Origin of the sequence: Rhodoferax sp., from assembly GCF_030653815.1 — a bacterium.
In the GTDB taxonomy this organism is placed as follows: domain Bacteria; phylum Pseudomonadota; class Gammaproteobacteria; order Burkholderiales; family Burkholderiaceae_C; genus Rhodoferax.
Genome location: NZ_JAURYQ010000023.1, coordinates 152,887 through 164,872, shown reverse-complemented (window position 1 = coordinate 164,872; position 11,986 = coordinate 152,887). Strand labels below are relative to the sequence as shown.

9 protein-coding genes are annotated in these 11,986 nt (G+C 60.2%); 1 reads left to right on the top strand and 8 read right to left on the bottom strand.

All coding sequences use genetic code 11. The features are described 5' to 3' along the window. Nucleotides 1-19: 19 nt before the first annotated feature. Together Q7U49_RS08905 and nth are read right to left on the bottom strand one after the other, a co-directional pair. Complete coding sequence (locus Q7U49_RS08905; protein ID WP_304763860.1) at nt 20-1,000, bottom strand: IS110 family transposase; 981 nt, start codon at nt 998-1,000, stop codon at nt 20-22. A gap of 465 nt (nt 1,001-1,465) precedes the next feature. Then, the gene (gene nth / locus Q7U49_RS08900) at nt 1,466-2,110 is read right to left on the bottom strand and encodes an endonuclease III (protein ID WP_304763859.1); all 645 of its coding nucleotides are present in this window, start codon (nt 2,108-2,110) and stop codon (nt 1,466-1,468) included. 83 nt (nt 2,111-2,193) lie between these two features. On the opposite strand from nth, the gene Q7U49_RS08895 reads away from it, so the two are divergent. Beyond that, on the top strand, nt 2,194-3,381 hold the full coding sequence (locus Q7U49_RS08895; RefSeq protein ID WP_304763857.1) for a PLP-dependent aminotransferase family protein: 1,188 nt from the start codon (nt 2,194-2,196) through the stop codon (nt 3,379-3,381). On the opposite strand, the gene Q7U49_RS08890 is transcribed toward Q7U49_RS08895, so the two are convergent. The 6 genes from Q7U49_RS08890 to Q7U49_RS08865 form a co-directional block, all read right to left on the bottom strand. Continuing rightward, nucleotides 3,378-4,913 (bottom strand): sensor domain-containing diguanylate cyclase, encoded by a 1,536-nt coding sequence (locus tag Q7U49_RS08890; RefSeq protein ID WP_304763856.1) that lies wholly within the window; start codon nt 4,911-4,913, stop codon nt 3,378-3,380. The two genes, Q7U49_RS08895 and Q7U49_RS08890, sit on opposite strands and share 4 nt — an antisense overlap. Continuing rightward, nucleotides 4,906-6,696, bottom strand: a complete 1,791-nt coding sequence (locus Q7U49_RS08885) for an N-acetylglutaminylglutamine amidotransferase (RefSeq protein WP_304763854.1) — start codon at nt 6,694-6,696, stop codon at nt 4,906-4,908. The genes Q7U49_RS08890 and Q7U49_RS08885 overlap by 8 nt, the downstream gene beginning before the upstream one ends. After that, complete coding sequence (locus Q7U49_RS08880; RefSeq protein ID WP_304763852.1) at nt 6,696-8,012, bottom strand: hypothetical protein; 1,317 nt, start codon at nt 8,010-8,012, stop codon at nt 6,696-6,698. Before Q7U49_RS08880 ends, Q7U49_RS08885 begins: the two co-directional genes overlap by 1 nt. A gap of 108 nt (nt 8,013-8,120) precedes the next feature. After that, nucleotides 8,121-9,458: a sigma-54 dependent transcriptional regulator gene (locus Q7U49_RS08875; RefSeq protein ID WP_304763851.1), complete on the bottom strand. Its 1,338-nt coding sequence runs from the start codon at nt 9,456-9,458 to the stop codon at nt 8,121-8,123. Beyond that, nucleotides 9,458-10,900 (bottom strand): sensor histidine kinase, encoded by a 1,443-nt coding sequence (locus tag Q7U49_RS08870; RefSeq protein ID WP_304763849.1) that lies wholly within the window; start codon nt 10,898-10,900, stop codon nt 9,458-9,460. The genes Q7U49_RS08875 and Q7U49_RS08870 overlap by 1 nt, the downstream gene beginning before the upstream one ends. Beyond that, a complete protein-coding gene (locus tag Q7U49_RS08865; RefSeq protein ID WP_304763848.1) occupies nt 10,900-11,655 on the bottom strand; it encodes a PhnD/SsuA/transferrin family substrate-binding protein in 756 nt (251 codons plus the stop codon). Before Q7U49_RS08865 ends, Q7U49_RS08870 begins: the two co-directional genes overlap by 1 nt. Between the last annotated feature and the right edge of the window lie 331 nt (nt 11,656-11,986).

The following is an 11,986-nucleotide window of genomic DNA, read 5'->3' as shown; positions in this document are numbered from 1 at the left end:
AAAGACACCGTTGTCTTTGTCAAGCGGTAATCTGCCTCAAGTGATTGGGGTCGAAGGGTTTTCCTGACCGCAAGACGCCGTATGCAATTGCCAGAAGCTTGTGCATACACGCCACCACAATGACCTTGCCCGGCTTGTTCTGAGCTTTGAGCTTGGCCCAGAAGGCTGCCACCACAGGGTTGTAGCGTCCTGCCACCAGGGCCGGAAAGTACAGCGCGCGTTTGAGTTCTTGATGCCCCATGGGATGCGTGCCTCGCCGCTTGTCCAGTGAGGTTCCAGACTGCCGTATCAGTGGCGTCAGTGCCGCATAGGCAATGAGCGCCTTGACGCTCTTGAATCGATCCGGCCTTCCCACATAGGCCAGCAACTGCGGGATCGTCCTGTCTCCAAGGCCCGGGATGGATTGCAGCAGCGCTGCGCGTTGCCTGAGGTCCGGGTCGTCATCGATGGTACTGGCAATCTGGGCCTTGACCTTGGCGATAGCTTTGTCCAGGTTATCGATCACCTCTTGCACCGAGTCTGCAACCGAGCTGTGGGCAACCTCCAGGCGGTTGCACTCGCCTTGGCGCATGGCCTGCAGCGTGTCCAGGCGAGCCACCAGCGCTTGCAACGTCCGTACCGCTTTGGAGGGCGCCTCCCAGCGCTCAGGGCTTGTGCTCCTGCAAAACAGTGCCAGACACTTGGCGTCACCGCCATCGGTCTTGTTGCGCAGCCGGTTTGCTTCGGCAAAGCGCTTGACCAACAGCGGGTTGACCACGGACACCACCAAAGCCTGGTCGCTCAGAAAGCAAGCCAGTGCTTCGTGGTAGCTGCCGGTGGCTTCCATGCACAGGTGCAGCGAGGTGTGCGCCTCAGGTACATGGGTTTGCAGCCATTGCAGCAACGTTTCAAAGCCTGCAGTGTTGTTGGCAAACACTTTGGACTTGAACTTGTCGTGGGCCAGCAGCAGCACTACATCCAGCTTGGCCTTGCTGACGTCGATTCCAATGAAATATTGCACGCTCTGACCTCCTTGTTTGATGACAGGGATGAGTTCGCTGAATTCGACATGCGCACCCTAATATGCGGGGTCACTGCCGTCAGACCAAAAGGTTCGAGGCAGCGCCCCAAGACACCGTTCGAGCTACAGCGTCGAAACCGGGTTGTGCCCCAGTCTTTACCGCAGGATCAATGTCCCAAGGAGGAGCACAGGGTCAACAACCCGAACCCCCATCAGCGCTTAGGGGGTGATTGAATGATATTAAGGAGGAGCCCGCAGGGCGGGGGACACGCAGCAGGACGCTCTGCCGCCCAGACTCCCTGGTTAGGCGCCTTCAGCTTGGGCCGCAGCGCGCATTGGGTATCTGACTGCGCTCATGTCCCCCGGTTCGGGCTGGCGCCCGAACCTCCTCCTTGACTTCGCTTCGCCAGACACCCAACGCACGCTGCTCGGGTTGTCGGTGCCAGGTGCGATGGGGTGACTCGTTCAGCTTTTTGGCTGCGGTGTTTTTGCCTTGAAGTCGCAATACGGTGCCACCGCGCATTGCCAGCATTGCGGCGTGCGCGCCTGGCAGACGTAGCGGCCCAGCAAGATCAGCCAGTGGTGGGCATGCACGCGGTAGGGCTCGGGAATGCGCTTGAGCAGTTTCAGTTCTACTTCCAGTGGCGTTTTTCCCGGTGCCAGACCGGTGCGGTTGCTGACCCGGAAAATGTGGGTGTCCACTGCCATGGTGGGTTCGCCAAAGGCCACGTTGAGCACCACATTGGCCGTTTTGCGGCCCACACCGGGCAGCGATTCCAGGGCTTCCCGCGTGCGCGGCACCTCACCGTTGTAGCGCTCCATCAGGATCTGGCAGGTTTGCAGCAGATGTTTGGCTTTGCTGTGGTAGAGGCCGATGGTCTTGATGTAACTCTCCAGCCCCTCCAGGCCCAGTGCCAGCATTTTTTGCGGCGTGTTGGCCACCAGGAACAGGCTTTGCGTGGCCTTGTTGACGCTGACGTCGGTGGCCTGCGCCGACAACAGCACCGCGGCCAGCAGCTCGAACACGCTGCTGTATTTCAGCTCGGTTTGCGGCTGCGGGTTGGCTGTGGCCAGGGTGGCGAAAAAGTGTTCGATGGCAGAGGTTTTCATGGGTTTGATCGAGCGGGTGAGGGCTGGCAGGCAAGGCAAAATCATCGGTCACAATTTGGCCTTCATTCATCCGAGCTTATCTTATGCAATTCGCCACCCGACTCGACGCCATTGAAACTTCTGCCATCCGTGAGCTTTTCAAGTTGCTGGGCAAGCCCGGCATCATCAGTTTCGCCGGTGGCTTTCCTGACCCGGCGCTGTTTGACGCCGAGGGTATCGCCCAGTCCAGCGCTGCGGTGCTGGCCAACAACCCGGGCCCGGTGCTGCAGTACGGCGCCACCGAAGGTTTTCAGCCGCTGCGCGAAGCCATCAGCCAGTTCATGGCGGGCAAGGGCAGCACGGTCAAACCGGAGGGCCTGATCGTCACCACCGGCAGCCAGCAGGCATTGGACCTGATTGGAAAAACCATGATCTCGCCGGGCGACAAGGTGATTGTGGAGGCGCCCACCTTCCTCGCCACGATCCAGTGTTTCCGGCTCTATGGCGCGCACATCATCGGCGCGCCGATCGATGCCGACGGCGTGGATGTCGACCAGCTTGAAGCCCTGATTGAAGAACACCAGCCCAAACTGGTCTACCTGATCCCCACGTTTGGCAACCCGAGTGGCGCCACCCTGAGCCTGGCACGGCGCAAGCGCATTCTGGAAATTGCGGCACGTACGAAGACGCTGATTGTCGAAGACGACCCTTATGGCGAGCTCTACTTTGATACGCCACCACCGCCCAGCCTGCTGGCGCTGAGTGACGGGGTTCCCGGCAGCCGCGACTGGCTGGCGCATTGCGGCAGTTTCAGCAAGATACTGAGCCCCGGCCTGCGCGTGGGCTGGCTGATTGCGCCGCCCGAGTTGCTGGCCCGGGCCACCATGTGCAAGCAGTTCAGCGACGCGCATACCAGCAACCTGACCCAGGCCATTTGCGCCCATTACCTCACCTTGAACCGACTGAACCCGACCCTCGCCGTCGTGAGAAAAACCTACGCCGAGCGTGCGCGTGTCATGGCTGAGTCCTTGCGCCGTGAATTGGGTGATGCGATTGAATTCAACCAGCCCAAGGGCGGCATGTTTTTCTGGGCGCAGTTAACCGGTGCACAGGGCAAGCCATCCAACGCCGCCGAATTTGCCAAGCGCGCCATTGACCAGTTGGTGGCCTTTGTGCCTGGTGCACCGTTTTATGCGCACGACCCTGACCTGGCCACGCTGCGCCTGAGTTTTGCCACGGCCGATGTGGCCAAAATTGAAAAAGGTGTTGCGCGCCTGGCGCGTGCGCTTTAAGCCAGGATGGCTGATCGGACGCCGGTGCTGTTGGAGAACCCCATGAACAGGCGAATCCGGTTGCGGCCCTCGTCCTTGGCCTGGTACATGGCGGCATCAGCCCACTTCAAAAGATCATCCACAGGGCTGGCGTCGTCGGAAAAAATGAGCACACCCAGGCTCGCCGTGCATTGGTGTGTGACGCTGAACCCGGCACCGTCAACGTGTGTCGCTTCCAGCACATAAGGCTCTGACAAGGTGGCACGGATTTTTTCCGCAATGCCCATGGCCGTGGCGGTTGCGTCAGTCTGCATGTTGCCGAGTTCCGGAATCAGCACGACGAACTCGTCACCACCAAAGCGTGCCACCGTGTCCATCTCGCGAACACACTTTTTGAGTCTGGTGGCAGCGTCGACCAGCAGGGCATCACCCAGGGCGTGGCCATGGCGGTCGTTGAGCGCCTTGAAATTGTCCAGGTCAAGGAACATCAGGGCGTTGAAGCCACCGTGTCTTTTGCTGCTCGACAGCACCTGCCGCAGGCGGTCATCCAGCAGGCGCCTGTTGGGCAGATGGGTCAGGTCGTCGTAAAACGCCAGTTGCCTGATGTCGCGTTCCAGCTTTTTGCGCTCTGTGATGTCATGGATGGACACATGAATGGCAGGCTCGCCATCAAAGTCGATGGCGGTGCCCTGCACCTGGACGTCGATCACGGTGCCGTCGAACCTGAGAAACCTGGACTCGGTGGCCGGTGGAATGACCTCCTGGTTGATGATGCTTTTCATGCGCGCCGTCTGGGCTGCCCGTTCGTCCGGGTGAATCAGGTCGGTGGTTTTTTTCGCCAGCAGTGCGGCTGCATCCGGTGCGCTAAATAGCTTGATGGCTGCCGGGTTGGCGTAAATCAAGGTTCCCAGTCGGTGCACCAACATGGCTTCGGGTGACCACTCAATCAGGGTCCGGTAACGATCCTGGCTTTGTTGCAGCGCCAGCGCCTGGCTTTTCAAGGTGTTCTTGGTTTCCCGCAGTTGATCGAACCGCAAGCCAAAGCTCCTGACGACAAAAACGATCAAAACAGCCGACAGCAGGACAATGATGACCTGGTGGATCGCGTACACAACGGTTGGTGGCGCAAATTGTCCCGGCAAGTAGTGCAGGTGCTCGGCCGACCACAGGCCCAGGCTCGAAGCCACCGAAAGCAGGGCCATCCACTTCGCCGAACGGGCGCCATCGAGCCAGCCCGTCATCAGGATCAACACCGGATAAACCACCATGACGGGTGAGCGCAAGCCTCCGGAAAAAATGGCGATCCCGGTGATCGACACCCAGATGCCAGTCATGCTCAGCTGGATGGCCGCGTTGATTTTTTGCACCGAGATCAGGTACCAGGCGGCCAGACCCAACACGAAAATAGCGGGAGGACCTATCAAGTTGACGGGTGAATCGGTAAGCGCCGGACCCAGGGCCAGCACGGTGATGATCGGGCCCAGTAGCAGGGCCGCCACCATGTAGCGCAACACGGGCAGCAGCGTTTGCTGCGCGTTCAGCTCATCATTCATGGGGGTCCACATGCACCTGCAACCACCATTCCAGCAGCGCCAGATGCCAGAGCTTGCTGCCGTTGATGCGCGTGAAATGCTCGGGCGCCTCGGGGGCGGCCAGCAGTTTGTCGACATAGTCGCGCTGGTACAGGCCGCGCTGGACACAAGCGTCGGACATCAAGATGCCGCGCATCATTTCCAGGAACGGGCCGCGCACATATTTCAGCGCGGGCACCGGGAAGTAGCCTTTGGGCCGGTCAATGACGGCATCGGGAATCAGCCCGCGCGAGATCGCCTTGAGCGGAAACTTGCCGCCTTCCTTGAGCTTGAGTGACGGTGGCATGTGTGCCGCCAACTGCACCAGTTCGTGATCCAGAAACGGCGTGCGCACCTCCAGGCCCCAGGCCATGGGCATGTTGTCGACGCGTTTGACCGGGTCATCGACGATCAGTGTGGTGGCATCCAGGCGCCAGACCTGGTCCAGAAATTCATCGGCGTCTGGTTTGCCCAGTTCGGCGGCGATCAGTTCGGACGTCACGTCACCCACCTGAAACGCCGGGGTGATCATCTGCCGGTACTCGCTGTGGTCGCGGTCGAAGTAATGCTGGCTGAAGCGCTCCAGCGGTGTGCCGCTGGCGGCGTCCATCTGCGGGTACCAGAAATAGCCGCCAAAGACCTCGTCGGCGCCCTGGCCCGACATCACTACTTTGACATCTTTGGACACCCGTTCGGCCAGCAAGTAAAAGGCAATCACATCGTGGCTGACCATGGGCTCGGTCATTTGCGCCACCGCTTCCGGCAGGCGGGCCATGACCTCGCTGTTGGGGATGCTGTACTTGTGGTGGCGCGTGTGGAAGTGGGCGGCAATCTGGTCGGAGAATTCAAATTCGTCGGCTTTTTCGGCGCCTGCGCCCAGGTCTTCGAAGCCGATGGAAAAAGTGCGCAAATCCGGCACCTGGTCCGCCAGCAAGCCCACCAGCAGGCTTGAGTCGAGTCCGCCCGACAGCAGCACGCCCACTGGCACGTCGGCGGCGAGCAGACGACGCTTGACGCTTTGGCTTAAGTGCTCACGGGTGGCCGCCAGCCACTCGGCTTCGGACAGGGACGTTTCAGGTCGGGTGGCATCGAGTGTCCAGTAGACCTGCTCGGTGACCGTGCCGTCCGGGTCAAAGCGCAGCGTGGTCGCTGGGGGCAATTTGCGCACACCCTTGAGCACCGTGCGTGGTGCCGGCACCACGGTGTGCAGGGTGAAGTGGTGGTGCAGCGCCACGGCATCGAGCGTGGTGTCGACACCGCCACCGGCCAGCAGCGCAGGCAGGCTTGAGGCAAAGCGCAGCCTTTGCGTGGTCTGGTTCAGGTACAGCGGCTTGATGCCAAAACGGTCGCGCGCCAGAAACAGCTGGCTGCTGCGCTGGTCCCAGATGGCAAAGGCAAACATGCCCTTGAAGCGGGTCACACACTGGTCGCCCCAGGCGTGGTAGCTTTTCAGGATGACCTCGCTGTCACCATCCGAGAAAAAACGGTAACCCATGGCCTGCAACTCGGAGCGCAGCTCGCGGTAGTTGTAAATGGTGCCGTTGAACACCAGGCTGAGTTGCAGCACGGCGTCGACCATGGGCTGGTGCGCATGGGCGGACAAGTCAATGATGGACAGGCGCCGGTGGCCGAATGCCAGCGGGCCGTCCTGGTAACTGCCCGCATGGTCGGGTCCGCGCCGTGCCAACTGGGTCGACATGCGCGCCACGGCCGCCATGTCGGGTGCGGCACCGTCAAAGCGAAATTCCCCGCAAAGACCGCACATCAGCAAGCGCCCGAGGTCAGCGTCGTTGATGGCACCACAATCACGGGCGCAAAGCCACCGCCCTGGGTTCGGAAGTTGGTGGTTTGTCCGGCGTACATGCGCGCCGCCAGCAGTTGCACCTGCCCGGCATAGCTGTAGGCGCGGATGTCGAACTTGAGGTCGGTCTGCACGCCATCGACCAGGGTCATGCGCCCGCTCGGCGGCACCAGCGCCTGCGCGACAAAGTCGCCTTCCAGAATCTCGCCCCAGACGCGTCGCGTGAGTTTGTCACCACGGTAAGCGGCTTTGGCGCCATAACCCGCCACCGGTTTGAAGAACAGCTGGCGCCGTTGTGCCCACAACTCATCCGCGCGCTCGGGCGTGACCAGGCGCGTGGCCGGCACACTGGTGGACAGCAGCTTGCGGTCGGCAGCAGACGCACCCCAGGCCAGCAACAGCTCGTTCTGGCTCAGGGCAATCAGATTGCGCTTGTCGGCCAGCAGCGCGTGGGCGCGTGGGTGGGGGGTGAGCACCACGGCGTCGGCCTCATGCGCCTGGCGCAGGGCCAGATGGGCGGGCTCGGTCAGGTAAAAGTCGGTCAGGCGGTTGTAAACCATGTCGACCGGCAGGCCTTGATGCAACAGACGGCCGCTTTGCCAACTCAGCTCGGACGGGTCGGCAATGGCCGCCTGCACGCCGTACTGGCTGAACAGCTGGCGAAACAGCTCGAACTCTGGCGCCAGGTATTGGTCTTGGGGGGCCTCGTCGACGATCACCACCGAGCGCCAGGGGAGGGCACCGCGCTGCAGTTGCCACTCGGCAGCAAACATGTCAAAAATGGCTTTTTTCAGGGTGTCGTGTCGGGCGCCGGAGGTAAACGCCCAGTCCAGCTCGTCGCAACAGGCTTCCTGCGCGCGCGCCAGTGCCACATTGAGCAGCAGGCCGCCGGCGTTGGTGTTGATCTCGATGAGTTGCGGGCCATGGGCGCTCAAATGAAAGTCATAACCCATACAGGCACCGAGCAGCCCGAAGTCGTGCTGCGCCGAGGCGTCGGCCCGTGACAGCGCCTGTACCTGGTAGCCCGGCAGGGCGGCGACACGCTCGATGGCGGCAATGGTGGCCGTGATTTGCTGCTGCACCTCCTGCGAGATGAACACCACGGTGGAGGAAAACAGGTTGGGCCGGGTTTGCGTGATGTTGGCCATCATGCCCTTCAGGCTGGGCTCGCTCTCCAGTTGTTCGCGCAGGCGCGCGACGTTCAGGGTGCGGCAAAAACAGTCGCGGTTCAGGGCATCGGCAGCAGACAGGGCGCCCACTAAGGCAGGGTTTGGATTCATACAAGGAAGGATTTTGCCTGAGTCGGCTTGTCCGTGTCTGGTATGGGACCACATCGGCTTGTAGGCAGTAGCTTGACCACCTCACGGGTGGCATGGGTGAGCCAGAATTCAAGGTTTGCTACCGACTGTGTCTTTGTCGATGCCCAGTTTGCGCATTTTTTCCCACAAATTCTTCCGGCTGATGCCCAGACTGTCTGCGCAGCAGGCAATTTGCCATTGGCAGTTATCGAGGGCGTGCACGATGAAGTCGCGTTCACACTCACTCAGGTAGTCACGCAGACTGCCGGCCTCTACCTGTTGCTCGGTCAGCTGCGGGGCGGGGCGGTCAAAAAGTTTGTCGTGGGCAATGGTCCGGCCGTCGCTCATCAGACTGGCGCGTTCCAACGCGTTTTTAAGTTCCCGCACGTTGCCTGGCCAGCGGTAGTGCTTCAGCGCGTGCTCGGCGGCGGGGGTCAGGATGAGTGGGGGCTTTTTGTTAGTCGCTGCAATGGCGGCCAAAAATTGACGTGCCAGCGGCAGGATGTCTTCCGGCCGCTCACGCAGTGGCGGAATGCGCAGCTCGACCACGTTGATGCGGTAGTACAGGTCTTCGCGAAAATCACCCGACTGCACACGCTCCTGCAGCACCTGATGGGTGGCACACATCAGCCGGAGGTCCACCGGGATGGGCGTTTCACCACCAACCCGCACAATGCAGCGCTCTTGCAGCGCGCGCAGCAACTTCACCTGCATGGAAAGCGGCATGTCACCGATTTCATCCAGGAAAAGCGTGCCACCGTTGGCTTGCTCAAAGACCCCTTTTTTCGTTCGGAGTGCCCCGGTAAAAGCGCCCTTTTCGTAACCAAAAAGCTCGGCCTCGAGCAGGCTTTCGGTCAACGCACCGCAGTTGACGGCAATAAAGGGCTTGGTCACACCGGTCAACTGATGCAGGGCCTGGGCCACACGCTCTTTGCCAACGCCGGATTCACCGGTGATCAGCACCGAGGTATCACTGGTCGCCAAACGATGCAGCATGGCCTCGATGCGCCGCATGGCAGGCGATTGGCCCAGCGCAGTGTGTCCCTGGCTGCTGCCTTGGGCAACCACGGCATTGATTTTTTCGATCAATTCATCCAGGTCGAAAGGTTTTGTGATGTAGTCGTGCGCGCCGGCCTTGAGCAAGCGCACGGCGGTATCGATGTCAGCGTGTCCGGTAATGAAGACGAATGGTGGCAAGCTCAGGTGTTCACCCCTCAATTGCTCATACAAGGCATCGCCGGTGATGTCGGGTAGGCGGATGTCACTGATAACCAGTGCATAGTCGTGTGAGCGCAGGGCCGCGTGGGCGGCGCAGCCGTCACGGTGCCAGTCAAAGCTGAAGCCTTCAAGTTCGAGGCGATCGGCGAGTGACTCGCCCATGATTTCGTCATCTTCGATCAGGCAAATTTTGGGCAAGAGTTGCGGCATCAGGGTGTTTTGAATGTGGTCAGGGGAAAGCTCACGCTAAAGCGGGTCAGTGCGGGATTGGATTCAGCTTGAATGGTACCCCCCAGTTGTGTCACGATTTGGTAACAAATCCAGAGTCCCAGCCCGTTGCCAGTTTCCGAGAACTGGGTAAAGGGCTCAAACAGACGACCGAGTTGCTCGGGCGACAGCGATTTTCCGTTGTTCTCGATCACCATGTTCACGCCCCGCAAGTCCGTGGTCACGTGCAGTGCTACCTTGCCACCCTGTCCCGCGGCCGTGATGGCGTTGAGTAGTAAATTGATGAGCACCTGACGTACCAGCGTGGAAGGCAGGGCTACTTCATTGGGCAGGGCAATGTCCCAACTAAGCTCGGTGGCAAGCTTTTTGGCTGCGTGCTTCACCAGAATACGCACATCCTCAAGGTCCGTCGGACTCAAGGCGCGGCTTTTTACTTTGGCTTCCACCAGCAAGGCGGCTACCGTGTCGCGCACCTGTGACAGACCCCTTTCCAGCAATGACACGGTCTTTTGCATGACCGGGTCGGGGCTACCGAAACGTTTGAGGGTGCTGATGGCGTTGAGCATGCCGCCCAGCGGGTTGTTGATCTCGTGGGCAATGCTGGCCGTGAGTCGCCCGACGGCAGCCATGCGCTCACTTTTGATCATTTCCTTTTCCAGCTCTGCCTTCTCCATCAGCTTGGAGCGCATGTCGGCATAGGCTGCAAACAGCTGGCCCACTTCATCTTTGTAGGGGTAAAGCGAGGCGTCGAGTGCCTCAAACTCGTTGCTGCCGATGCGGCTGATGCGCTCGGTGATCAGTCGCATCGGCTGCATCATGCGCCGCCCCCAGTAGGCGGTAATGGGCAGCAGCACTCCCAACACCAGCAGGGTGACCCATAAGGCGTTTGCAAGCAGGTGGGTAAAGCGCTGCCAAAGCAGGGATTTGTTGTAGGCCACCACCAGGGTGCCCAGCCGGATCCCGTCATTAACAATCGGCAAGGTCACATAAATGTGTTGTCCCTGGTCAAGCACAAACACATTGGCATCCGGAGCGCGCGGGAACGCACGGTCCAGTTCAGCCAGTTCCTCGCCAAGGGAGTCCAGCGGACTCAGCATGGGATGTTCTTCGGGGCGCGACGACACGTAGACGCGGGCAGCGCTGTCGAGCACCATCAGGCTCTCGGCCAGTGCGGCGCTGGGCACGGCGGCAAAGGGCAGCGACACAATCTCAAAGGCCTGCCAGACCTCATCGTGCAGCATCACCGGAAACAACGACCGCGCCATGGTGCGGCCAATGTCCTGTGCGTTCTTGTGAATTTCCTGGTGCAGGTTGTCCCAGGTCTGAACGACAAACGAGATCGACAAGGCCAAGGCCGTGGCCAGGATCAAGCCGCCGCCCCAGAGCGGCATCTTGAACTGCAGACTGAGGTCAAAAAGACGCATCAGGGCTCGCCAAACAAGCGCATCATTTCGGCCACGCGGTCATACAGCTTGGGTGTGCCGGTGATGAATCCATCTAGGTTGAGCCGCTTCAGCAAGGCGCGACCCTGCGGCTCGTTGGCCATCCCCAGCAAGATGTCTTGCATCCGTTTGAAATCAGCCTCCGGCACATCGCTGTGAGCCACCATGGGCGGAAAACCGTATTCTTCGGATTTCCAGGCAATGCGCGTTTTGGCGGTGATGTCGGGGCGCACCTTACTCAAGGAATCCCACACATAGCTGTCCACGGTGGCGCCCTGAACCAGCCCGGCTGCCACCGCATCGATCACCTTGCGATGCGACCAGGTAAAAAATGTGCGCTTGAAAAAAGTGGCGGGGTCGGCGCCGCTGCTTTTGATTTCGAAGCGCGGCACCAGGTAACCGGTGTTTGAATAGGGGTCGGCGTAGGCAAAGACACTTCCCTTGAGGTCAAGCACGCTGCGGGTCTGGGTGTCTCGGGTCGGCACGATCAGGTAGGAGCGGTAGGTGGGTTTGTCGTTGTTGACGGCCACCGACAGCAAACGAACTTCATTTTTCAACATCACATAGGGGTAATCGCAAATCCATGCGAACTCGACCTTTTGCTGTTGCAGCAAATCCATGGTGTCGCGGTAGCGGTCACGCTGGATGAACTCGACGGGACGCTTCAAGCGCGCTTCCAGGTACACCCGCCATTCGGCCAGCAAGGCGTGCTGGTCGTGCAGGAAAGCGGGTGTCATGGCAAAGCGAATGGGACGCCGCTCAGTGTTACCCAGGGCGTGCAAACAACTTGCGCCAAGGCAAGCCATCACGAACTCTCGCCTGATGAGTTTTGACATATTTTCCTCGTTACCGCTTGGTGACATGGGCCATCGGGCTGACATCTGAGGTTACCGGACGGTAACACCATGATCTTGCCCGGCTCTGGCGCTGTGAAACATAAGAAAGTTCACACTGAACCTGCCGAATTCTAGCGACGGGGATGAGCGGACTGCCTCTGATATTTTCTGTTTCGGTGCGGTGATTTCTGATTTGAATCATTTGCCAGTTACCAAGGGGTAACGACCTGGC

What these genes read in the sequence shown, in the direction of transcription:
- nth (WP_304763859.1), bottom strand. Translation starts at nt 2,110, where the DNA reads ATGAAAACCTCTGCCATCGAACACTTTTTCGCCACCCTGGCCACAGCC.
- Q7U49_RS08895 (WP_304763857.1), top strand. Translation starts at nt 2,194, where the DNA reads ATGCAATTCGCCACCCGACTCGACGCCATTGAAACTTCTGCCATCCGT.
- Q7U49_RS08890 (WP_304763856.1), bottom strand. Translation starts at nt 4,913, where the DNA reads ATGAATGATGAGCTGAACGCGCAGCAAACGCTGCTGCCCGTGTTGCGC.
- Q7U49_RS08885 (WP_304763854.1), bottom strand. Translation starts at nt 6,696, where the DNA reads ATGTGCGGTCTTTGCGGGGAATTTCGCTTTGACGGTGCCGCACCCGAC.
- Q7U49_RS08880 (WP_304763852.1), bottom strand. Translation starts at nt 8,012, where the DNA reads ATGAATCCAAACCCTGCCTTAGTGGGCGCCCTGTCTGCTGCCGATGCC.
- Q7U49_RS08875 (WP_304763851.1), bottom strand. Translation starts at nt 9,458, where the DNA reads ATGCCGCAACTCTTGCCCAAAATTTGCCTGATCGAAGATGACGAAATC.
- Q7U49_RS08870 (WP_304763849.1), bottom strand. Translation starts at nt 10,900, where the DNA reads ATGCGTCTTTTTGACCTCAGTCTGCAGTTCAAGATGCCGCTCTGGGGC.
- Q7U49_RS08865 (WP_304763848.1), bottom strand. Translation starts at nt 11,655, where the DNA reads ATGACACCCGCTTTCCTGCACGACCAGCACGCCTTGCTGGCCGAATGG.